Annotated in this window: 21 protein-coding genes; 16 read left to right on the top strand and 5 right to left on the bottom strand. The window is 69.4% G+C overall.

Going from position 1 to position 20,805, the window contains the following annotated elements; translation table 11 throughout:
* Position 1 precedes the first annotated feature (1 nt).
* On the bottom strand, positions 2 to 748 hold the full coding sequence (locus EFY87_RS17170) for a GntR family transcriptional regulator (RefSeq protein ID WP_220093684.1): 747 nt from the start codon (positions 746 to 748) through the stop codon (positions 2 to 4).
* A gap of 258 nt (positions 749 to 1,006) precedes the next feature.
* On the opposite strand from EFY87_RS17170, the gene EFY87_RS17175 reads away from it, so the two are divergent.
* The 7 genes from EFY87_RS17175 (at position 1,007) to EFY87_RS17205 (ending at position 8,250) form a co-directional block, all read left to right on the top strand.
* Entirely contained in the window at positions 1,007 to 1,762 is a 756-nt protein-coding gene (locus tag EFY87_RS17175) for an MgtC/SapB family protein (RefSeq protein ID WP_220093685.1), read from the top strand.
* A 130-nt stretch (positions 1,763 to 1,892) separates the two neighbouring features.
* The gene (locus EFY87_RS17180; RefSeq protein WP_220093686.1) at positions 1,893 to 3,071 is read left to right on the top strand and encodes an NAD(P)/FAD-dependent oxidoreductase; all 1,179 of its coding nucleotides are present in this window, start codon (positions 1,893 to 1,895) and stop codon (positions 3,069 to 3,071) included.
* Positions 3,071 to 3,430, top strand: coding sequence for a (2Fe-2S)-binding protein (locus tag EFY87_RS17185; RefSeq protein WP_220093687.1), 360 nt, complete (start codon positions 3,071 to 3,073; stop codon positions 3,428 to 3,430). Before EFY87_RS17180 ends, EFY87_RS17185 begins: the two co-directional genes overlap by 1 nt.
* Positions 3,423 to 4,802, top strand: coding sequence for an FAD-dependent oxidoreductase (locus EFY87_RS17190; protein ID WP_245988726.1), 1,380 nt, complete (start codon positions 3,423 to 3,425; stop codon positions 4,800 to 4,802). The genes EFY87_RS17185 and EFY87_RS17190 overlap by 8 nt, the downstream gene beginning before the upstream one ends.
* A gap of 37 nt (positions 4,803 to 4,839) precedes the next feature.
* Entirely contained in the window at positions 4,840 to 5,760 is a 921-nt protein-coding gene (locus EFY87_RS17195; protein ID WP_123272722.1) for a dihydrodipicolinate synthase family protein, read from the top strand.
* Between the two features lie 19 nt (positions 5,761 to 5,779).
* Positions 5,780 to 6,781, top strand: a complete 1,002-nt coding sequence (locus EFY87_RS17200) for a proline racemase family protein (protein ID WP_123272723.1) — start codon at positions 5,780 to 5,782, stop codon at positions 6,779 to 6,781.
* A gap of 20 nt (positions 6,782 to 6,801) precedes the next feature.
* Positions 6,802 to 8,250, top strand: coding sequence for an aldehyde dehydrogenase (NADP(+)) (locus EFY87_RS17205; protein WP_123272724.1), 1,449 nt, complete (start codon positions 6,802 to 6,804; stop codon positions 8,248 to 8,250).
* Here the strand turns inward: EFY87_RS17205 and EFY87_RS17210 are convergent, their stop codons facing one another.
* Complete coding sequence (locus EFY87_RS17210; RefSeq protein WP_123272725.1) at positions 8,251 to 9,684, bottom strand: aminopeptidase P family protein; 1,434 nt, start codon at positions 9,682 to 9,684, stop codon at positions 8,251 to 8,253.
* A 110-nt stretch (positions 9,685 to 9,794) separates the two neighbouring features.
* Between EFY87_RS17210 and EFY87_RS17215 the strand changes: the two genes are divergently transcribed.
* From EFY87_RS17215 to EFY87_RS17235, 5 genes are all read left to right on the top strand, one after another.
* The gene (locus EFY87_RS17215) at positions 9,795 to 10,499 is read left to right on the top strand and encodes a GntR family transcriptional regulator (protein ID WP_181445509.1); all 705 of its coding nucleotides are present in this window, start codon (positions 9,795 to 9,797) and stop codon (positions 10,497 to 10,499) included.
* Positions 10,496 to 11,239 carry a YcnI family copper-binding membrane protein gene (locus tag EFY87_RS17220; RefSeq protein WP_123272727.1) on the top strand — a complete coding sequence of 248 codons (744 nt, stop codon included), beginning with the start codon at positions 10,496 to 10,498 and terminating at the stop codon, positions 11,237 to 11,239. The genes EFY87_RS17215 and EFY87_RS17220 overlap by 4 nt, the downstream gene beginning before the upstream one ends.
* 5 nt (positions 11,240 to 11,244) lie before the next feature.
* The gene (locus tag EFY87_RS17225; protein ID WP_148043388.1) at positions 11,245 to 11,844 is read left to right on the top strand and encodes a copper resistance CopC family protein; all 600 of its coding nucleotides are present in this window, start codon (positions 11,245 to 11,247) and stop codon (positions 11,842 to 11,844) included.
* Between the two features lie 10 nt (positions 11,845 to 11,854).
* Positions 11,855 to 12,892: a zinc-dependent alcohol dehydrogenase family protein gene (locus EFY87_RS17230; RefSeq protein ID WP_123272729.1), complete on the top strand. Its 1,038-nt coding sequence runs from the start codon at positions 11,855 to 11,857 to the stop codon at positions 12,890 to 12,892.
* Positions 12,893 to 13,073: 181 nt separating this feature from the next.
* Entirely contained in the window at positions 13,074 to 14,279 is a 1,206-nt protein-coding gene (locus EFY87_RS17235) for an NAD(P)/FAD-dependent oxidoreductase (protein WP_123272730.1), read from the top strand.
* A 4-nt stretch (positions 14,280 to 14,283) separates the two neighbouring features.
* Here EFY87_RS17235 and EFY87_RS17240 read toward each other — a convergent pair whose 3' ends face one another.
* Positions 14,284 to 14,916, bottom strand: a complete 633-nt coding sequence (locus EFY87_RS17240; protein WP_123272731.1) for a TetR/AcrR family transcriptional regulator — start codon at positions 14,914 to 14,916, stop codon at positions 14,284 to 14,286.
* 93 nt (positions 14,917 to 15,009) lie between these two features.
* Between EFY87_RS17240 and EFY87_RS17245 the strand changes: the two genes are divergently transcribed.
* From EFY87_RS17245 to EFY87_RS17255, 3 genes are read left to right on the top strand one after another with little or no spacing between them, the layout of a single operon-like run.
* Positions 15,010 to 15,528: a PadR family transcriptional regulator gene (locus tag EFY87_RS17245; RefSeq protein WP_123272732.1), complete on the top strand. Its 519-nt coding sequence runs from the start codon at positions 15,010 to 15,012 to the stop codon at positions 15,526 to 15,528.
* A 44-nt stretch (positions 15,529 to 15,572) separates the two neighbouring features.
* Positions 15,573 to 16,535 (top strand): extracellular solute-binding protein, encoded by a 963-nt coding sequence (locus EFY87_RS17250; RefSeq protein WP_220093688.1) that lies wholly within the window; start codon positions 15,573 to 15,575, stop codon positions 16,533 to 16,535.
* Positions 16,535 to 18,394 carry an ABC transporter ATP-binding protein/permease gene (locus EFY87_RS17255; protein ID WP_123272733.1) on the top strand — a complete coding sequence of 620 codons (1,860 nt, stop codon included), beginning with the start codon at positions 16,535 to 16,537 and terminating at the stop codon, positions 18,392 to 18,394. The genes EFY87_RS17250 and EFY87_RS17255 overlap by 1 nt, the downstream gene beginning before the upstream one ends.
* 63 nt (positions 18,395 to 18,457) lie before the next feature.
* Here EFY87_RS17255 and EFY87_RS17260 read toward each other — a convergent pair whose 3' ends face one another.
* Complete coding sequence (locus tag EFY87_RS17260; RefSeq protein ID WP_123272734.1) at positions 18,458 to 19,162, bottom strand: class I SAM-dependent methyltransferase; 705 nt, start codon at positions 19,160 to 19,162, stop codon at positions 18,458 to 18,460.
* 105 nt (positions 19,163 to 19,267) lie between these two features.
* Between EFY87_RS17260 and EFY87_RS17265 the strand changes: the two genes are divergently transcribed.
* On the top strand, positions 19,268 to 20,107 hold the full coding sequence (locus EFY87_RS17265) for a TrmH family RNA methyltransferase (protein WP_123272735.1): 840 nt from the start codon (positions 19,268 to 19,270) through the stop codon (positions 20,105 to 20,107).
* A gap of 83 nt (positions 20,108 to 20,190) precedes the next feature.
* Here the strand turns inward: EFY87_RS17265 and EFY87_RS17270 are convergent, their stop codons facing one another.
* A complete protein-coding gene (locus tag EFY87_RS17270) occupies positions 20,191 to 20,790 on the bottom strand; it encodes a hypothetical protein (protein WP_148043389.1) in 600 nt (199 codons plus the stop codon).
* Between the last annotated feature and the right edge of the window lie 15 nt (positions 20,791 to 20,805).

Genomic DNA, 20,805 nt, shown 5'->3' on the forward strand with positions numbered 1-20,805 from the left:
ATCAGTTGTCGATACGGGCGGTCAGCATGATTCTCGCCCGGTCCGCACGAAAGTAATCTTCGGAGTATTCGACCGGCTTTCCGTCGCCCGCCAGGGCGGTGCGGCAGACCCGCAGGACGGGCGTTGCCTGATCGACGTCGAGCAGGTGGGCATACTCGGTCGGCGCGATCACCGGCTCGAGCACTTCTGTCGCTGAGACCGGGGCTCGGCCCTGGCTGCGAAGGAGGGTGTAGAGGGAACCGGACAAACGGTGTTTCAGCAGGTCTGCGAAGAGGTCAGCCGGGAAGTAGCTCTCCTCGACTGCGATCGGACTACGGTTCGCTGAGCGCAGCCGAACTACTGTGTGCACCTGGGCACCGCGGCAGAGTTGCAGTGCCTCCCGCACGGCCCGGCTCGGACGGCACGTCGTGGTCCGGATCACCTTTGCACCCGCACGCAGGTGCGCGCGGCGCATCTGGTCGGTGAAGCTGGGAAGGCCGGTGAGGTCGAAATCGATGCGCGGTTGGGCGATGAAGTTCCCACCCCAGCGTCCTCGGCGGCGGACCAGCTTTCCCGCCGCCTCAAGGCTGCCCAATGCCTGCCGCAACGTCATTCGGCTGACGCCCAATGCGCTCGCGAGTTCGACCTCCGGAGGCAGCTTGTCCTCGGGCCGCAGACGGGCCGACGAGATCAAACCGGCGAGCCATGCCTCAATGACCGAGTGCGCGGGCTGCTCCGGGCCCGCGTGCACGTCGGGAAGATCGCTCATCACGCGGCTTCGCATCGTGAGGGTGCGCACCTCAGGGACCATATCGTGACCTTGTGCCGGCGAGTTGCAGCTACGACCGAGTAATCCGTCCAAGAGTATTCACCCCCAGCACTTTTGCGTCAATAGACTAGACTTATGGAAGTACACTTGCCGGATGCCGGAATTGGGCAGGAAGGACCGGTGGTCGCCATGCCGGTGCGCCGCCTCACGAGGCCGGCAGGTCTTCGTGACTATGTTCAAGTGCCGGGGTGATCTGACGTGATCGCACTGGCCACGGAGCCAATGGGGCAGGGCTGGACCCAGATCGGAGAGCTTGCAGTCGCATTCGGGCTGTCTGCCGTGATCGGCCTGGAACGGGAACTCAAACAGCGATCTGCAGGCATCCGTACCTACACGGTGGTCGGATTTGCTTCCGCGCTGTTCATGCTGGTCAGCAAGTACGGCTTTACCGACGTGCTCGTGCCGGGCAGGGTCATCGTCGATCCATCTCGCGTCGCAGCGCAGATCGTGTCCGGCCTGGGTTTCATCGGTGGCGGGATCATCTTCGTCCGGCGAGGGTCCGTGCGCGGCCTGACCACGGCAGCGAGCGTCTGGCTGACCGCTGCGGTGGGCTCTGCGGCTGGAGCGGGTCTGGAGGGACTCGCCTGCGTCGCAACCGTCGGCTACTTCGTCACGATCCTTCTGTTGCCGCCTCTTGCCAGATTGGTGGCGCGGTATGTCGTGACTCCGTGGCCGACTCTCACGGTGGACTATCTGGATGGTCGCGGGCTGCTGCGTGACGTCCTTGCCATCGTGACCCAGTCCGGGTTCGCCGTGGCCGGGTTGAACACCAGCCGCGAGGTCGATGCCGATGCAGATCCCGGCCGCGTTGGTGTCATTGGCGAAGGATCGTCCGTCGAGGTCAAGGTGTTGCTGTCCGGACGCGGCGACTTGCAGCCGTTGATCACCTCTTTGACCGAGCTGGACGGCGTACTGCGAGTCGGGACCGAACACGACGGCGAACCCGACGAGTAGTAGTCGAAGGTCTCTTCCACGGTGGGCTGATCATGACCGCTCAGCCCCCTCTGCGGAATCGTTGGGAGCCCGAAGCGAAGTGGCATGTAACATTGCACTGGGATCGCATCGTCCAGAGAGGTGAACCTCCGTGCACGTAGTCATCGTGGGTGCCGGAATCGTCGGCGCTGCCTGCGCGCGGCGGCTGGCGGCCGACGGTCACGATGTCACGATCGTCGACCGTGGGGGCGCGGCCGGAGGAACTTCCGCATCCGGCGAGGGCAACCTGCTGCTGTCGGACAAGGAGCCGGGCGCCGAGCTCGAGCTGGCGCAGTTTTCGGCCCGGCTGTGGGGCGAGCTCCCGAACGCCCTGGCGGGTGAGACCGGGCGCGTCCCGGCAATCGAGTATGACGCCAAGGGCGGTCTCGTCGTCGCGCTCACCGACGAGGGCGCCCACGCGCTCGGCCAGTTCGCGAGCGGTCAGTCCGGCGCAGGTGTCGACGCCCGCCCGATCACCCCCGGCGAAGCGCGCCGCTACGAGCCCTGGCTGAGTGACCGGGTCACTGGCGCCGTCTTCTACCCGCAGGACGCCCAGGTGCAGCCGGCCGCCGCAACCCTCGCACTCCTGGAGTCGGCCACCGACGGCGGGGCGCGCCTCCTGCAAGGTCACGAGGTGCTCGGGCCGCTGCTCGACTCGGCAGGCACACTGACGGGCGTGCGCACCTCCCGCGGGCAGGTGTCCGCCGACCGGGTGCTGATCGCAGCCGGTCCGTGGTCCGGGGCCGTGGCGGAACGCCTCGGCGTCCGGCTGCCGGTGCTGCCTCGCCGGGGCATGATCCTGGTGACGACGCGGATGCCGCGGCGCATCCTGCACAAGGTGTATGACGCCGACTACGTCGGAGCCGTTACCTCGGACGACGCGGACTTGCAGGTGTCCAGCGTCGTCGAATCAACAGCTGCCGGAACGGTTTTGATCGGTTCATCGCGTCAGCGCACGGGATTCGACGACACCCTCCAGGTGGTGGCGCTGCGCCGGATCGCCGCCCGGGCCATCCGGCTCTTCCCGTTTCTCGCCGACGTGCCGATGATGCGCTCGTATGGCGGCTTCCGGCCCTACCTACCGGACCATCTCCCGGTCATCGGCGCCGACCCGCGGCTGCCCGGGTTGTGGCACGCGACCGGTCACGAGGGCGCTGGCATCGGATTGTCATTGGGCACAGCGGAACTCGTCGCCGATCTGATGGCGGGACGGCAATGCACCATCGACCCGGCGCCGTTCGCGCCGGACCGGCCGAGTTTGGCACCGCACCTGGAAGCGGAGGTGGCCTGATGGTGTCCCGTCGCATGCCGCCCGCCGCGGACCCGACACGGCCACCCTCCGACGTGCCGATCACGATCACGCTCGATGGCACGCCATACACCGGCACCGCGGGTCAGACCCTCGCCGGCGTGCTGCTGGGCGCCGGCCGGCTGAGCTGGCGCACCTCGCCCGGTGGTGCGTCGCGCGGTGTCTTCTGTGGCATCGGCGTGTGCTTCGACTGCATCGCGACCGTGAACGACGCGTGCGACGTGCGGCTCTGCCAGCGGCGGGCCGTGGACGGCGACCGGGTGGTCAGTCAAGGCCTCGATGCGCCTCTCCCGCTGCGCTCCGCCGGCACTCGGCCGGCGCATGGAGTCGCGGATGTCTGACGTCCTGGTCATCGGAGCCGGCCCGGCCGGTCTGCACGCAGCGAGCCGCGCGCTGGACGCCGGGGCCGAGGTGACCGTGCTCGACGCGCACGACTTGGTCGGCGGGCAGTTCTGGCGGCACCTGCCGGACGACCGTGCCGCCGCCGACGAGGCGCAGCTGCATCACGGCTGGAAGTCGTTCCAGCAGTTACGGGTTCGGCTGGAGGAACATCCGCGCTGCCGCGTCCTCACCGGCACCGAAGTCTGGGCGATCGAACCTGAGGAACACGGCGCGGCCGCCCGCGTCCACGCGCTCTCCGGTCCCTCCGGTGCCCTCCGCCGCGAAGAAGTCCTGCTCACGCCCGAGCGGCTCGTCCTCGCCACCGGCGCCCACGACCGGGTGCTGCCCTTTCCGGGATGGGACCTGCCGGGCGTCTTCAGCGCGGGCGCCGCGCAAGCCCTCGCCAAGGCTGAGCGGGTCGCGGTCGGTGAGCGGGTGCTGGTCGCCGGCGCCGGGCCCTTTCTGCTGGCGACCGCGGCGTCGCTGATCGCGACCGGCGCGACCGTCGTCGGCGTGCACGAGGCGGCCGGGCCGTCGGCCCTGTGCCGCGGATGGCTCTCGCGCCCTTGGGAATTGGCGAGTTCGGCCCGCAAGCTGACCGAACTCGCCGCCTATGTGACGGGTCACCTGCGGCACCGCATTCCGTATGTCGCAGGCAGTGCCGTGATCGCCGCCGAAGGGAACGGCCGGGTCGAGTCGGTCCGGGTCACCCGGCTGGATCGCGACTGGCGCCCGGTTGCCCGGACCGAGCGGGACATCGCGGTCGACGCCGTCGCGGTGAGCCACGGCTTCACGCCCCGCCTGGAGCTGGCGATCGCGGCCGGATGCGCAATCACCGCAGACCGATTCGTGGCGGTCGACGCTCGGCAGGCCACCACCGTCCCGGGTGTGTATGCCGCGGGCGAACTCACCGGCATCGGCGGTATGGCGCTGTCCGCTGTCGAGGGCGCGATCGCGGGTCTCGAGGCGGCCGGTGGCGTCATACCCCGGCAGTTGCTGGCCGAGCGTGCCCGGCAGCGCGCCTTCGCCATCCGACTCGAACGCGCGCACGGCATCCGGCCCGGCTGGACCGACTGGCTGTGCGACGACACCACGATCTGTCGCTGCGAGGACGTGCCGTTCGGGGCCCTGTCCCTCACGGAGGGTGCCACCCAGTCGTTGCGCGCAGCCAAACTGAGCACCCGAGCGGGCCTCGGCAGCTGCCAGGGCCGCACCTGCGGGCGCACCGTCGAGGAGATCCTGCGCCAGTCACCGGGTCTGCTCGGCACGACCACCACGGATCAGCGACCCATCGCCGCGCCGGTCCGCCTGGGCGAATTCGCCCGCGAATGAACGACATCCGCAGCAGTCAGCGGGGAAAGGAAGCAGCATGCCCACGGAGAAGTTCGACCTCGGAGGCGTCGTCGTCGCGACGACGCTCGCCTTCACGGAGGACCCGTCTGCGCCTGCGGGTCTCGCCGTCGACCACGAGAAATACGCCGCACACTGCGCGTGGCTGATCGACAACGGCTGCCGCGGGGTCGGGCCGAACGGCTCGCTCGGCGAATACTCCTCGCTGACCGACGACGAGCGTCGCCAGGTCGTCCGGACGGCGGTCCGGGCGGTCGCCGGACGTGGGCTGGTGGTCGCCGGGGTCCACGGCGTCGGCTCGCACCAGGCAGTTCACTGGGCGCAGTGTGCCAAGGACGACGGCGCCGACGGCGTGCTGCTGCTGCCGCCGATCGTCTACCGCGCCAACCGGCAGGAGATCATCGCCCACTACGCGGCGGTGAACGAGGTCGGTCTGCCGATCATGGTCTACAACAACCCGATCGACACCAAGGTCGACCTGACCCCGGATCTCATCGCCGAGCTGGCGCAACTGGAGAACGTGGTCGCCGTCAAGGAGTTCTCCGGTGACGTGCGGCGCGTGCTGGAGATCAAGGAACGGTGTGACATCGCCGTCATCGCGGGCGCCGACGACCTGCTCTTCGAGTCACTGGTGTCGGGTGCGGTCGGCTGGTTCGCCGGCTACCCCAACGCCTTCCCGCGGGAAGCCGTCGAGCTCTACGACCTCATCATGAGCGGCCGGATCGACCAGGCCCGTACGCTGTACGAGCACCTGGTCCCGATCTTCCGGTGGGACTCACGCACCGAGTTCGTCCAGGCCATCAAGCTCTCGATCGACGTGGCGGGCGAGAGCTACGGCGGCCGGACGCGCCCGCCGCGAGGCCCGCTGTCGCCCGAGCAGGAGCAGATCGTGCGCCGCGACACGCAGCGCGCGCTGGACTATTGCGCCGGTCGCAACTGAGCCCAAGGAGACGCGAATCATGCGCACCAGCAAGGTGATCAGCGCGGTCGACTCGCACACCGAGGGTATGCCGACCCGCGTCGTCACCGGCGGGCTCGGCGTCTTCCCCGGCGCGACCATGAACGACAAGCGACTCGGCTTCATCGCCGAACACGATGAGCTACGCCGCCTGCTGATGACCGAGCCGCGCGGGCACAGCGCGATGAGCGGTGCCATCCTGCAACCGCCGACCCGACCGGACGCCGACTTCGGAGTTATCTACATCGAGGTGTCCGGCTGCTTGCCGATGTGCGGTCACGGAACCATCGGAGTGGCAACGGTGCTCGTCGAGACCGGGATGGTTCAGGTGACCGAGCCGGTCACCACCATCCGGCTGGACACCCCGGCCGGGCTCGTCATCGCCCGCGTCGCCGTCACCGATGGCCACGCCGACTCGGTGACGATCGAGAACGTCCCCAGCTACACCGACCGGATCGACCAGGTCATCGCGGTTCCCGGGCTCGGCGAGGTGCACTACAGCCTGGCGTTCGGCGGCAACTTCTACGCGATGGTCGACCTCGATGCCGTCGGGCTGCCCTTCGATCGTGCCCGCAAGGACGACATCCTGCGAGCCGGGCTGGCGATCATGGCGCGCATCAACGACGAAGCGCCGCCAGTGCACCCCACGATCGAGGGGGTAAACCACTGCCATCACGTCGAATTCATCGCTCCGGGCTCAACCGCGCACCACTCGCGGCATGCCATGGCGATCAATCCGGGGTGGTTCGACCGGTCACCGTGCGGCACCGGCACGTCGGCCCGTATGGCGGAGCTGTGGACCCGTGGCGAGCTCTCGCTGGACACCGACTTCGTCAACGAGTCGTTCATCGGCAGCCGCTTTGTCGGCCGCCTCGTGCGCGAGACCGAGGTCGGTGGGCGGCCGGCCGTCATACCGACCATCACCGGGCGCGCGTGGGTCACCGGCATCGGGCAGTATCTGCTCGACCCCACCGATCCGTTCCCCGCCGGCTTCGAGTTCTAGAGATTCCTGACAGGAGCAGCATGACCACCACCGATATCGAGGAGATCGCCCGGCGCGCACAGGAGGCCCACGCGAGATACTCGCGGACCGCACCGGCGCCCCGAGCCCACGCGCTGGCCGCCGTGGCAGCTGCCCTGGCAGCCGACGCGGAAGTCGTCGCGCTCGCGCAGGAGGAGACCGGCCTCACCGAGGCGCGGCTGATCGGCGAGGTCACGCGCACGGCATACCAGCTGCGGATGTTCGCGGACGTGATCCGCGCGGGCGACTACCTCGACGTGCGCATCGACGCCGCGGACCCCGGCTTCCCCCTCGGACCGCGCCCGGACCTGCGCCGCTGCCTGCTGCCGGCCGGCCCCGTGCTCAACTTCGCCGCGAGCAACTTCCCCTTCGCATTCTCGGTCATCGGCGGCGACACCGCGTCCGCGCTGGCGGCCGGGTGCGCGGTGGTCGTCAAGGCTCACCCGGGTCATCCGCGGCTGTCCGACCGATGCGCGAGCCTGGCGGCGGACGCGATGAGGGCTGCCGGAATGCCCACGGACACACTGCAACTCGTGCACGGCTTCGACGAGGGCGTCGAGCTGCTGCGCCATCCCGCGATCAAGGTTGCGACGTTCACCGGATCGGTCCGGGGCGGTCGGGCGCTCGCGGACATCGCCGCGGCACGCCCTGCCCCGATCCCGTTCTTCGGCGAGCTGGGCAGCGTCAACCCGGTCGTCGTCACCGCGGCCGCGCTGCGGGAGCGGGCGGACGAGATCGTCAGCGGCTACGTCGCGAGCGTCAGCGGCTCGGCCGGCCAGCTGTGCACCAAACCCGGCTTCCTCTTCGTGCCGTCCGGGCACGGCCTGGCCGATGCGCTACGCGCCGCGGCGCAGCAGATCGCCGAGCACCGGCTGCTCAACCCGGCCGTGTCGCAGGGCTACCAACGCCGCCGTAGCGAGGTGCTCGGTGCCGGTGCCGACGTCATCGCCGACGGGTCGGTCCGCGTCGACGCGAACGAAAACGCCTGGGCCACACCGACTCTCGTCCGAGTGGCGCTCAGCGAATTACTCGCACACCGCGACGCACTGCTCGAGGAGTCGTTCGGGCCGCTCTCCATCGTCGTCGAGTATGACGATCTCGCCGCCCTCCTGCCCCGCCTCCCCGACCTCTTCCCGGGCAACCTGACCGCGACCGTGCACTGCGCGTCCGGTGAGGAAGCCGACCCGCAGGTCGCCGCGCTGGTGCGGCTTTTCGCCGAGCACGCCGGACGGGTGCTGATCGGCGGCTGGCCGACCGGCGTCGCCGTCACCGCCGCGATGCAGCACGGCGGGCCGTGGCCGGCGACCACGAACGACTCCGGCACCTCCGTCGGCAGCGCCGCCATCACCCGGCTGCTGCGGCCGGTCGCGTTCCAGTCGACGCCGCAGGAGCTGCTCCCCGAGCCGCTGCGCGACGACAACCCATGGGGTGTGCCGCAGCGACGCGCCTGATCAGCCCAGCTGGGCTCGCGTCCACTCCTCGAGCCCAGCCGCGGTGATCGGCAGCGCCTCGGACAGCACCTCGATGCCCGTATCAGTGACCACCAGGTCATCCTCGATCCGCACGCCGATGCCGCGCAGTTCGGGTGGGACCGTCAGGTCGTTCGCGTGGAAGTAGAGGCCCGGCTCGACCGTGAGCGCCATACCGGGCTGCAGGGTCGCCTCCTGATAGGCGGACACCGTCGACTGGGAGCAGTCGTGCACGTCCAGGCCGAGGTGATGCCCAATGCCGCAGACGATGAATCGGCGGTGCTGCTGCCCGTCGCGCGAGAGCGCCTCGTCCACCGACACGGGCAGTAGGTCCCAGTCGGCCAGGCCCTGGGCGATGACCTCCATGCACCGGTGGTGGAAGTCCAGGAACGTGCGCCCGGGCCGCACTGCGGCCAGTCCGGCCCGGTGGGATTTCTCGACCAGGTCATGCACCATGCGCTGGTGCGGAGTGAAGGTGCCGGACACCGGGATGGTCCGAGTGACGTCGGCTGTGTAGTAGCTCTTCTCCTCGACACCCATGTCGAGCAACAGGGCGTCCTGCTCGCCGAGCGCACTGTCGCAGCGTGTCCAGTGCAGCACCGCCGCGTTGCGGCCGGTCGCCACGATGGTGCCGTAGCCGACGTCGTTGCCGAAGGTCCGGGCGTGCCGGTTGAAGGTGCCTTGCAGCCACCGCTCCCCCCCGGACCGCATCGCTGCCGGGATCTCGGCGGCGACGGCCGCGAAGCCATCCACGGTGAGGTCGACGGCGGCGCGCAACTGCGCAATCTCCCACTCGTCCTTGACCATTCGCAGCCCGGACAGCGTCTGCCCGAGCACTGCCCCATCCTCGCGCCGCACCGGGCCGAGGTCACCCTCCTCGACATACCCGCCCACCAGCACGGCGGACTCGGCGGCCAGCGATCCGGCCAGCTTGTCGATCGGCTGCACCTCGATGCCGAGGGCCGCGCTCCACTCGGCGAGCCCGGGCACCGGGCCGGTCCACAACTCGCCGTAGTTCGCGTCCGAGAAGAAACCGAGGTCGCCGGGCCCGGCCGGTGGCGGCATGAAGAGCGTGGCGTCCGCGGAGCCCGCGTCGGTGCGGATCACCAGCACGGCGCGTTCCACGGGCGCCGCCAGCAGCCACAAGAAATCGGAGTGCGCGCGGAATTCGTAGTTGCAATCGTCATTGCGCACCGGGGATCGCCCGGACCCGATGACGACGACCCGGCCCGGCAGTGCCTGCGCCAGCCGGTCCCGGTGGGCAGCGGCCGCCGCGGCCGCACCGGCGACCAGACGCGGTCGCCGCACCTCGCGACCCCACCCGCCGCGGATGTCGTCGAGAAAGCGCGGAGTCTCTGCCAGGCGGGGCAGACCGCGCATGCGCAGGTCGGCAGGGGCGGTCTCGTGGTCGGTCATCTGCGGGCTCCCGGTGCTGGTGTCATGAACAGTGCAATTGTACATTTCACCTGGCTGCGCACCAGGCGGGTTCCGGAGCCCGGGAAGTCCGCGCACTTACGATGTGTGGCATGCCAGATCCCGTCCAGCCGTTGCACAAGGGCTTGTTGCGAGAGGACATCACCAACGCGCTGCGCGCTGCCATCATCAGCGGTGGCCTGCTGCCTGGCGTGCTCTACTCCGCCCCGTCGCTCGCCGAGCGCTTCGGGGTGTCGGCCACGCCGGTGCGCGAGGCGATGCTCGACCTGGTCCGCGAGGGGCTCGTCGTCACCGTGCGCAACAAGGGCTACCGCGTGACCGAGATCGGCGACGAGCAACTGGACGAGATCACCGAGCTGCGGCTGCTCGTCGAGCCGCCGCTGGTCGCCCGGGCGACCCCCAAGGTCCCGGCGGCCGACTTCCCCAAGCTACGCAGTATGGCGGACGCCATCGTGCGCGGCGCCGAGCGCGGCGACCTCATCGACTACACCGAGAGCGACCGCATGTTTCACCTGCGGTTGCTGGAGTATGCCGGCAACCGCCGCGCGACCACACTCATCTCCGAGTTGCGTGCGCACACAAGGCTTTACGGCCTCAATGCGATCACCGCAGACGGACAGCTCGTCGAGAGCGCGGCAGAGCACCACGCCATACTCGATGCGATGGAGCAGCGCGACAAGCGCCTGGTCACCCGGCTGATGAAGCGGCACATCGCGCAGACGCGGGGTCGCTGGGCCGGGCATGCGCCCGGCGAGATACCCGGTCACGCGCCCGCTGACGGTCGAGGCGGCGAATGACGGCCCTGCAGCGGCGTCATTCGCGGTTCCGACCGTCAATCGCCGGATCCACGGCCCGCCGACGCACCGCCACCGCTCTCGCCGTGTCCGGGTTGCTGCTCGCGGTCCCGGTCGCGGCCGAAGCTCACGTGACGGTGAATCCCACGACAGCAGTGGCTGGTTCGTATGCAACGCTCACCTTCAAGGTGCCCACCGAGAAGGCGAACGCCTCAACGGTCCGTCTTGAGATCGACCTGCCGATCGACCACCCGTTCACCGCGGTCTCCTACCAGCCGGTGCCGGGCTGGACTGCCACGGTCACCACGTCGAAGCTGGCCAAGCCGGTCACGACCGGTGGCGGCACCATCACCGAGGCTCCGACCAAGATCGTCTGGACGGCGAGCAAGGGCGCGGCGATCAAGCCTGGCCAGTTCCAGCAGTTCCCGATCTCGGTGGGCGTTGTCCCGGACGTCCCATCGGTGAGTTTCCTGGCGATTCAGACCTATTCGGACGGATCGGTGGTTACGTGGGGCCAGCCGACCGTGCCGGGCAAACCGGAGCCGGAGCACCCGGCGCCGGTGCTGACGATCGGTGCCGCGAGCAGCCCCGCGCCGACTGGGGCGCCGACCGTGGCAGAGGGAACGCCCCAGCAGTCCGATGACTCGTCCGACGCCGGGGTGTGGTTCGGCGTCGCCGCCCTTGCGGTCGGGATGCTCGCGTTCCTTCTCGGGTTGTATGCCGCGACCCGACGGGCCCGGTGAACGGCATGACGCCACGCCGGCTCATCCTCGTCGCTGTCGCGTTTCTTGTGGCGGTGTGCGGCGTCATACCGGCGGCGCAGGCGCACGACTACCTGGTCGGCAGCTCGCCGAAGGCGAGCGGATCGGTTGCGGCGGCACCGAAAACCGTCACGCTGACCTTCGACGACATCGTGCTGACCAGGCCGGCCCGGCCGCAGGTCACCGTGCAGGGCCCGGACGGGCGCTACTACGAGACCGGCTGCGCGACGGTCACCGACCGAGTCGTGACGACACCGGTCGCGCTCGGGCCGGCCGGCAAATACACGGTCACCTGGCGCATCGTCTCCGCCGACGGCCACCCGGTCTCCGACAACATCTCCTTCGACCTCACCGGCAAGGGCGGCGGCTCGGGCATCGCGTCGCCGAAGCCATGCACCACTCAGGCATCGGGTGGCGGATCGCGCAGCGGTAGCGGCTCGCGCAGCGATGGCGTTCCGGGCGGCGCGATCGTCGCGGTCGTGGTCATCGCCATCGTCGGCGTGGGCGGTTCCGCGGTCATTCTGCTGACCCGTAGCCGCGACCGGCAGGCGGACGGCGTCGACGATTTCGACGACGACGAGGAATGATCGCCGCGTGATGCGCGCATTGGTGCTCGACGAGATTGCGGGGCCGCTCGACGTCCGCGACGTCCCCCAGCCGGCCGCCCCGGACGGCGGGGTCGTCGTGCAGGTTCGCGCCACCGGCCTGTGCCGCAGCGACTGGCACGCCTGGGCCGGGCACGACGAGATCACCCTCCCTCATGTCCCTGGTCACGAACTCGCCGGAGTCGTCTCCGCGGTCGGCCCCGGGGTCGGGCGCTGGCGCGTGGGCGACCGGGTGACCGTGCCGTTCGTCGAGGGCTGCGGCCGCTGCGAGTGGTGTATGTCGGGCAATGCTCAGGTCTGCCCCGATCAGGAGCAGCCCGGCTTCACCCACTGGGGCTCGTTCGCGGAGTATGTCGCACTGCACGCCGCCGACACCAACCTGGTCGCGGTGCCCGACGCCGTCTCGTTCGAGGCGGCAGCGAGTCTCGGCTGCCGGTTCGCCACTGCCTACCGGGCGCTCGTGGGACGAGCGCAGGTCCGGACGGGTGAATGGGTGACGGTGCTGGGTGCCGGAGGTGTCGGGCTGTCCGCGGTGATGATTGCGAAATCCCTTGGCGCCCAAGTGATTGCGGTTGACCGGCACGAGCGGGCGCTCGCCAAGGCGGGTGACCTCGGCGCGGATCACCTGATGCTCGTCGAGGATGGTTGCGACATACCGGCCTGGGTGCACGGGCTCACTGGTGGCGCACACGTGGCGGTCGACGCGGTCGGCACCGAGCAGACGTGCGCCGACTCCGTCCGCAGCCTGCGCCGGCGCGGGCGGCACGTGCAGGTCGGCTTGCTGCCTCCGGTCGCCGGACATCCGCGGGTGCCGATGGACCGCGTGATCGCCTGGGAACTGGACCTTTTCGGCAGCCATGGCATGTCCGCGGCCGACTATCCGGGGATGCTGGAACTCATCGCATCCGGCGCGCTCGCCCCGCAGAACCTGATCGAGCGGGTCGTCGGCCTGTCCGACGCGGCCGCGTTGCTGCCCGCGATGGAACTCGCCACACCCGCCGGCATCACCATCATCGATCCCGCCCGCTGACTCACCGAGCGGGGTAGAAACCCGCCGAGCGGGGTACAAGCAGCGGTGTTCAGCGTGCATGTAGGTACCCCGCTCGATGCCGATGTACCCCGCTCGGCGAGAGCATGTCCGTTCGGCATGAGGGGTATGCCGGGGTACGGCATACGATCGAAGGACCCGGCATCGTGATTCGAGGAGAGCCATGGCAGATCTCGACGGCAGCAACTACGACTACGTGATCGTCGGGGGAGGGGTGGCGGCGGCAGCGGCCGTCGACGGCATCCGGCAGCTCGACGACAGTGGTTCGGTGCTGGTGCTCGGCGCCGAGGCGGACGGACCGGTCTACCGGCCGGATCTGTCCAAGAAGCTGTGGCTCGACGAGAGTTCGAGCCTGGAGCGGAGTGCGCTGCTGGATGGCCAGGACTTCGATCTGCGGATCGGCACCGAGGTGACCTCGATCGACCCTGCGGCGCACACGGTGCAGGTGACAAGTGGTGCGACGGTGACCTACGGCAAGCTGCTGCTGGCCACAGGGGCGAGTCCCCGCACCCTCGACCTGCCCGGCTCCGACCGGATCATGTACTACCGCAACGCATCCGACTACCGCCGGTTGCGGGAACTGGCCGGCGAAGACATGCCGGTCACGACGGTCGGCGGCGGCTACATCGGCGCGGAGATCACCTCGGCGCTGACGCAGAACGGCGTGCGCGTGACGATGATCTTCGACGAGGAGCTGGTGCAGCAGCGCCTCTTCCCCGAGTCCATCGCGCAGCTGGTCACTGACGACTTCGCGGGTCACGGCGTGCGCTTGCTCGCTGGTGAGACGGTGTCCGGCGGGGAACTGGCCGATGACCGGGTGGGCATCCGGGTCGGCGACGGCTCCGTGATCGAGGCCGGCGCGGTCGTCGTCGGCGTCGGCGTGGTCCCCCGCGTCGAACTCGCCGAAGCGGCCGGCATCACCGTCGACGACGGGGTCGTCGTCGACGAGCAACTGCGCACCTCCGCCCCCGATGTGTATGCCGCCGGCGATGTCGCCAGCTACCTTGATTCGCTGCTCGGCCGACGGCGCGTCGAGCACGTCGACAGCGCCGAGAAGATGGGCAAGCACGCCGGTCGCAATATGGCCGGTGCCGACGAGGTCTACGACTACACGCCGATCTTCTGGTCGGACCTGTTCGACAACGGCTACGAGGCTGTCGGTGACCTCGACTCGCGGCTGGACACCGTCGAGGACTGGAACGCCGACCGGACCGCTGCCGTCGTCTACTACCTGCGAGACGATGTGGTCCGCGGCGTGCTGTTGTGGAACGTCTGGGACTCCTCGGACCGCGCCCGCGACGTGATCGCCCGGTCCCGCGACGGGAAGCTCGGGCGGGGCGAACTGATCGGTGCGATCCCGACCAGCTGAGAACTCAGCGGACAGCCTCGTCCTTGGGCAGCACCCGCAGCAGGTCCTCGTGCAACTCGGCCGCCGCGTTGTCGAGATCCGAGCCCAGCAGGTCGGCCCGGACCGCCCGCTCGACCAGCGCGTCGACCTGCTCGGCGAGAAGTTCGAACGGTGGGTCGAAATGCCAGCCCAGTGCTTCGTAACGCCGTTGCACGTCGCGCTGCCACCGGGCCCGGTCGTCTTCGACAACTGCCGCGAAGGGCCGCAGGCGCGGCTCGAACTGGCTCTGGTTGCGCAGGTCGTAGCGGACCCGGTGCAGCCGGCGGTGGGTGCGGAAGCTCTCGCTGAGCGCGCCGGCCAGCCGGCCGGAGTAGTCGGTGACGCCGGCCGCGCCGGAGCAGTCGGCGGCGAAGATATGCGCGTCGGCGATGAGCCGCACGCACTCGGCGACGAGGGCGTCCTTGCTCTGGAAGTAGTAATGAACCATCCCGTGCGAGAAGCGAGTGCGTCGTGCGACGTTGCGCACGGACACCTGCGAGTAGCCGTGCTCGCTCCAGGTGTGCAGCGCCGCGACCGCGAGGTCGTGCCGCCGCCCCGCGTGGACGTCGAGGTCGGTCGGCTGTTGCCTGTTGTCTCGGGAGTCGATCACTTCGCCCATGATTCCATCTCGAAGCGCCGTGGACGGCGTTGCGGACGAACGAGATTCAGATCGTTTGCGGCATCAGTATTCTCCGGCATGCGAGGGTGAGCCATGGTCACGATCAGCACGGCGGGGTTCGGAGTGCTTGCCGTCGTCGCCGAAGGGCGCACGCATGGCTTCGCGGTGGCGGCACTCTACGCAGCTGACGGCGCGCTCGGCCGGGTATGGCGCATTCAGCGCGCCGTCGTCTATCGCGAGTTCGGCCGGCTCACTGACGCGGCCCTGCTGCGCGAGGTCGGCATCGACCGCGGCCCGGGTCCGGACCGGATGACGGTGGAGGTCACGCCGACGGGCCGCGAGCTGGTCGATCAGTGGCTCCTCGAGCCGGTCGCCCGTGCTCGCGACGCGCGATCGGCGCTGCTGCTCAAGCTCGCGCTGCTCGATCGGATCGGTCGCGACCCCGGCCCGCTGATCAGCGCCCAGCGGGCGGTCTTCACCGCGCGTCTCGCGGAGCTGCAGGCTCGCGCCGACGCCAGCGCACCCGATGATTTTGAGCGGACCCTCGCCCGCTGGCGAGCGTGCTCGACCCGTGCCGTCCTCGGTTTCCTGGACGAAATCTCCGAAACCTGACGTACTAGTCGCACTGTGACTACCTGGCTGCTAACTTCGAGCGCATGACCGATCTCTCACGTCGCGGATTACTGGCTCTCGGACTTGTCGGAGGCAGCGCGGCGCTCGCCGCCTGCGGCTCCTCCGACGGTGGCTCGAAGTCGTCATCGACCGGCTCCGCTACCGGGAGCACCGCAGCCGCCGGCACGACCTCCAGCTCTCCGGCCACCATGTCCTCCTCGGCACCGAAGGGGTCCGGCACCGTCAATGTGCTGTATGCCGGATCACTGGTTGCCTTGATGGAGAAGCAGATCGGCCCGGCCTTCGAGAAGGCGACCGGCTACAAGTTCGCCGGGTTTGCTGCCGGCTCCAACGACCTGGCCGCCCAGATCAAGGGCAAGGTCCGCAAGGCCGACGTCTTCATCAGCGCCAGCCCGAAGGCCGACCAGTTGCTGATCGGCAGCGCGAACGGTGACTGGGTGAGCTGGTTCGTCACCTACGCCACCTCCCCGCTTGTGCTCGGCTACAACCCGAAGAGCAAGTTCGCTGCCAAGATCCAGTCCGGGCCCTGGTATGACGTCATCACCGAGCCGGGTTTCCGCGTCGGCACGACCGACCCCAAGGCCGACCCGAAGGGCAAGCTCGCGCACCAGGCGCTGCTCGCCGAGGGTGCCACTCACCCGAAGCTGCTTGCGCTCGCCAAGAACGACAAGATCATCTTCCCCGAAGAGACTCTGGTCGCCGACCTGCAGTCCGGTCAGCTGGACGCCGGCTTCTTCTACACCAGTGAGGCGAAGGTCGCCGCCATACCAACGGTTCAGCTGACCGGCCAGCAGCTGGCTGCGTCATACACTGCGACCGTGGTCAAGAACGCCCCCAACGAGTCCGGCGCCGAGGCGTTCGTCGCCTACCTGCTCGGACCTGACGCGCGAAAGACCCTCAGCGCACAGGCTTTTGAGCTGGTCACCCCGCCGAAGGTCACGGGCACGGGCGTGCCTGCGGCGGTCACCAAGGCGCTGTCCAGCTAGTGACCGAGCGGCGACGCAGCGGCCCGGTCGCCGTGCTGGGGGCGCTGCTCGCCCTCTACCTGGCCGTCCCGCTCGTCGCCTTCGTCATCCGGCTGGCGACCTCCAGCCAGACCGGATTCGGCGAGTCCGGCCTCTTCGACGCAGCGCGCACATCCGCGGTCGGCGCGACTATCAGCGCGGCGGTCGTGGGCGTGCTCGGTGTGCCGCTGGCGCACTGGCTCGCCCACTCGCGTGGGCCGTTGCACCGGGTGGTCGGCGTGCTGGTGCAACTCCCGCTCGCGCTGCCGCCGGTGATGAGCGGCATCGTGCTCATCTACCTGGTCGGTCCCTACACCTGGCTCGGCGAGCGGTTCAACGGCCGGCTGACCGAGTCGCTCGCCGGCGTGGTGATTGCACAGACCTTCGTGGCGTCGCCGTTCCTGGTCATTGCGGCGCGCTCGGCGTTCGAGTCCGTCGACCCGCAGCTGGAGGACGTCGCGGCGACGCTCGGGCACCGTCCGCTGTCGCGATTCGTGCGGGTGGACCTGCGGGTCGCCGCGCGCGCCATCCGGGCCGGGTTGCTGATGACCTGGCTGCGGGCGATCGGTGAGTATGGCGCCACGGTTCTGCTCGCCTACCACCCCTACACGCTGCCGGTCTTCACCAGCGTGCAGTTCGCGCAGACCGGCATCCCGACGACGCAGGCGCCGACCGCGGTCGCCCTTGCGGTCGCGGCAATTGTGTTGTTGCTGGCCAGTTTCCGGCTCCCGGGTGCGGTGCGTGCGCGTCTGCGGCGTCCCGCGCCGTCAGTGCCGCCAGTGCGTCCGGAGGGCCCCGTCGCGGAGCCCGTCAGCTTCGACGTCGACACCCACGTCGGCGGCTTCCACCTCCAGGTCGCGCATCAGGCGGCCAGCCCGCGCATCGCGGTGCTCGGGGCATCCGGGGCGGGCAAGTCGATGCTGCTGCGTTCCCTCGCCGGCCTGCTCGGACCCGACGTCGGCATCGTGCGCCTCGGGCCGGACCGCATCGACGGGGTGCGGGTCGAGGACCGCCGGCTGGGGTATGTGCCGCAGCAACACGGTCTCTTCCCGGACCGAACCACTTGGGATCAGGCGACTTTCGGCATACATGCCGACCAAGCGGTAGCCGCGTGGTGGTTGCAGCGGCTGCGTCTCGACGGACTGCAGGACCGGCTGCCGGAGCAGTTGTCCGGTGGCCAGCGGCAGCGGGTGGTCCTCGCGTCCGCGCTCGCGGGCACGCCACGGTTGCTGCTGCTCGACGAGCCGTTCTCAGCGCTGGACTACCCGGTGCGCCAGGAGCTGATCGCGCTGGTTCGCAGTCTGCAGCAACAGGATTCGCTCGCGACGGTTCTGGTCACCCACGACCCGGCAGAGGCCGCGATGCTCGCCGACGAGCTGCTGGTCATCGCCGGCGGGCGGTTGGAGCAGGCAGGCACCGTGCGCGAGGTCTTCGACGCCCCGGCCTCCCCGGCGGTCGCGCGGCTGCTGGGGCTGCGCAACGTGTCGGCAGGTGTGATGGTGGCTGGCGGTGCGGTGGTGACGGACGGCGTGCGGGTGTGCGCGGCAGCCGACGAGTTGCCGGGCGGCACGCCGGTGACGTGGTGCGTCCGGCCGGAATTCGTGCGGATCGCGGCCGATGGCGAGCACGAGGTGGCCGTGGCCGACGTCGCCGACCTGGGCAGCCGGTTGGTGGTGCGGCTGCGGTGGTCACAAGGGCTGGAACTGGAGGCGCACCAGGTCATTTCGGCGCATCACGACGGCGCTCCGGTGGTGGGCGAAGTCGTTCGCGCCCACCTCGACCCGGCCGGCATCAGCGTCTGGCCCGTGCCCGCCGTCGCGCCGGCGCCGCCGTCTCTGTGATCGAGCGGACCCAGAACGCAACGAGCGGACCCACAAATGCGCCCCAATTGTGGGTCCGCTCGTTCAGCATGGGGTCCGCTCAATCGCGGAGGTGGTGTCCGCAAGCAGGCGCGAGCGGCGGAACTCGGCGCGATAGCGAAGGCCGTCCGGGCCGTGGTCGAGAGCCTCGAGCGCGAGATCATCGGCGGCGAACGCCTCGATCTCGGCATGGGTCAGCCGCCACGGCGGGCCGTAGTCGGGGTCCGGGTCCGCAGGCAGCACACCCCCGATCACCAGAAGCACGCCACGGGGTGCGACGAGCGACCGGATGGCGGCCGTCGCTGCCGCCCGCACCGTGCGCGGCATCGACTGCACCGTCATGACCTCCACCACCAGGTCGAAGGCGCCTCGCCATTGCGGCGGAAGCGCGAAGAGGTCGGCGACCCGGTAGTCGACAGCACTGTCCGGATGCGCGGCGCGGACCCGCTCGATCGCGGTGGGTGACACGTCGAACGCGGTGGTCCGAAAATGCAATGCTGCCAGCAGTTCCGCGTCGTGTCCCGGTCCGGTGCCCGGCACGACAGCGGTCCGGTCGGCACCGGCCGCTTCTCCGGCGTGCTGCACGAGCCACTCGGCGAGCAGCGGATGCGGCGCGCCGCGGTCCCAGGGGATCTCGGCCGCTCCGCGCCCGGCAGCGTCATACAACGTCTCGAACCACGCCGTCGGGCTCCCGGCGGCGAGCGACTCGGCGGCGAGGCGCTGCGCACGGCTGTCCGAAGTCTCGCTCATTCCGCCATCCTGGCACTCCTCTCGCTGATTGACGCGCTCTCCACCGAGCGACGCAATTGCACCTGCATCACTCGGTGCGCACTGCGTCACTCGGCGCAGGAGACAATGACACCTGTGAGCCCGAGCGTGCAGCGTGTCCTCTCCCGCAACGCGACCTTCCAGCAGTGGCAGGCGTTGCTCGGCAATCGCAGCAAGCGGCATCGGGCCGGGCAGTTCATCGTCCAGGGGGTTCGGCCGATCTCCGTTGCGCTGGAACATGATGGGGACTTCGAGGCTCTTCTGCGTCCGGTCGGGTTCACTCCGTCCCGCTGGGCCGAGGAGGTATGGCGCACTGCGCCAGGCCGGCGCTTCGATCTCGCCGACGAGTTGCTGGCCGAGCTTGCCGAACGCGACACCGACGAGCCGCCCGAACTGGTCGCGATCATGCGAATGCCGCCGGACGACCTCGACCGGCTTGCGCGCCCGGACGGCATACCACTCCTCGCGGTCTTCGACCGGCCGACCGGACCGGGAAACATCGGCACCCTGCTGCGTTCCCTGGACGCCTTCGGCGGCAGCGGCCTGGTCGTCGCCGGGCACGCGGCCGACCCCTACGACCCGCGGGCCGTGCGCGCCTCGACCGGCTCGCTCTTCGCGGTGCCGACGGTGCGAACCTCGTCCGCCGAGGAGGTCCTCTGCTGGATCGGCCGCCAACGCGAATCCGGCACGGTCTACACGGTTTTCGGCACTGACGAGGGTGGCGAGACCGACCTGCGCGCGATCGACTTCACCGGCCCGTCGGTCATCGTGGTCGGCAATGAGACGCGGGGCATGAGCCGCACCTGGCGCGAGGCGTGCGACCGAGTCGTCAGCATCCCGATGGTCGGTTCGGCGAGCTCGCTCAACGCAGCGACGGCCGCGTCGATCGTGCTGCATGAGGCGTTCCGGCAGCGCCTCACCCCCTGATCTAGAGGACCCAATACGCCACGAGAGGACCCGAAAATGGACCCACTTTGTGGGTCCCTTCGATCAGTATGGGGCCCCCTCGATCAGTCGGGCATCGGTGCCAGCGCGATGTCCAACTGGTACCGATCCAGCGCTGATTCGTCGTCGCTACGAGCAATCCAGCGGTCCCGCAGATCCCGCAACTCCTCGGCGAGCTCCCGCGCCTCGCTCTCCGTGATCCGCAACGAGCAACCGCTCTGGTGGGTTGTCGTCCCGAATCTCGCTCCTTCACGGAGGATCCGGTCCTGGCTACCGCGTGTCGGGGACGACGCCGACACGCGAAAGTCACCGGATATGACCCACTCCGGTGCCGCCGCGGCCAGTGCGTCGATCATCTCTGCGTTGGACCGTCGCATCACCCGGGCGAAGTAGTCTTCCGGCAGCTTCTCTGCCGGGATGATGAATTCTTCTGCCACTGCTCGGTATCGCTTGATCGGACGCCCCTTGCGTCGCTGCTCGGCGACGATCTCGAGGATGCCCGCGTCATACAGGCTGCGAACCCAGTAGTGCACCTTGGGCAGCGAGACCTGCAGCAACTGTGCGGCCTCGGCGACCGAATGATCCGCGTGCAGGAACGGCGCGAGGTAGTGCGCCACATCGTCGCGCAACAGCGACCGCACCATGACCGGGTCGGTGATCTTCACCTACTCAGGATATGC

Origin of the sequence: Flexivirga caeni (assembly GCF_003724155.1) — a bacterium.
GTDB classification, from domain to species: domain Bacteria; phylum Actinomycetota; class Actinomycetes; order Actinomycetales; family Dermatophilaceae; genus Flexivirga; species Flexivirga caeni.

What these genes read in the sequence shown, in the direction of transcription:
- EFY87_RS17205 (WP_123272724.1), top strand. Translation starts at nt 6,802, where the DNA reads ATGACCACCACCGATATCGAGGAGATCGCCCGGCGCGCACAGGAGGCC.
- EFY87_RS17235 (WP_123272730.1), top strand. Translation starts at nt 13,074, where the DNA reads ATGGCAGATCTCGACGGCAGCAACTACGACTACGTGATCGTCGGGGGA.
- EFY87_RS17225 (WP_148043388.1), top strand. Translation starts at nt 11,245, where the DNA reads ATGACGCCACGCCGGCTCATCCTCGTCGCTGTCGCGTTTCTTGTGGCG.
- EFY87_RS17210 (WP_123272725.1), bottom strand. Translation starts at nt 9,684, where the DNA reads ATGACCGACCACGAGACCGCCCCTGCCGACCTGCGCATGCGCGGTCTG.
- EFY87_RS17230 (WP_123272729.1), top strand. Translation starts at nt 11,855, where the DNA reads ATGCGCGCATTGGTGCTCGACGAGATTGCGGGGCCGCTCGACGTCCGC.
- EFY87_RS17245 (WP_123272732.1), top strand. Translation starts at nt 15,010, where the DNA reads ATGGTCACGATCAGCACGGCGGGGTTCGGAGTGCTTGCCGTCGTCGCC.
- EFY87_RS17200 (WP_123272723.1), top strand. Translation starts at nt 5,780, where the DNA reads ATGCGCACCAGCAAGGTGATCAGCGCGGTCGACTCGCACACCGAGGGT.
- EFY87_RS17185 (WP_220093687.1), top strand. Translation starts at nt 3,071, where the DNA reads ATGGTGTCCCGTCGCATGCCGCCCGCCGCGGACCCGACACGGCCACCC.
- EFY87_RS17190 (WP_245988726.1), top strand. Translation starts at nt 3,423, where the DNA reads ATGTCTGACGTCCTGGTCATCGGAGCCGGCCCGGCCGGTCTGCACGCA.
- EFY87_RS17240 (WP_123272731.1), bottom strand. Translation starts at nt 14,916, where the DNA reads ATGGGCGAAGTGATCGACTCCCGAGACAACAGGCAACAGCCGACCGAC.
- EFY87_RS17215 (WP_181445509.1), top strand. Translation starts at nt 9,795, where the DNA reads ATGCCAGATCCCGTCCAGCCGTTGCACAAGGGCTTGTTGCGAGAGGAC.
- EFY87_RS17265 (WP_123272735.1), top strand. Translation starts at nt 19,268, where the DNA reads ATGACACCTGTGAGCCCGAGCGTGCAGCGTGTCCTCTCCCGCAACGCG.
- EFY87_RS17260 (WP_123272734.1), bottom strand. Translation starts at nt 19,162, where the DNA reads ATGAGCGAGACTTCGGACAGCCGTGCGCAGCGCCTCGCCGCCGAGTCG.
- EFY87_RS17195 (WP_123272722.1), top strand. Translation starts at nt 4,840, where the DNA reads ATGCCCACGGAGAAGTTCGACCTCGGAGGCGTCGTCGTCGCGACGACG.
- EFY87_RS17220 (WP_123272727.1), top strand. Translation starts at nt 10,496, where the DNA reads ATGACGGCCCTGCAGCGGCGTCATTCGCGGTTCCGACCGTCAATCGCC.
- EFY87_RS17250 (WP_220093688.1), top strand. Translation starts at nt 15,573, where the DNA reads ATGACCGATCTCTCACGTCGCGGATTACTGGCTCTCGGACTTGTCGGA.
- EFY87_RS17170 (WP_220093684.1), bottom strand. Translation starts at nt 748, where the DNA reads ATGAGCGATCTTCCCGACGTGCACGCGGGCCCGGAGCAGCCCGCGCAC.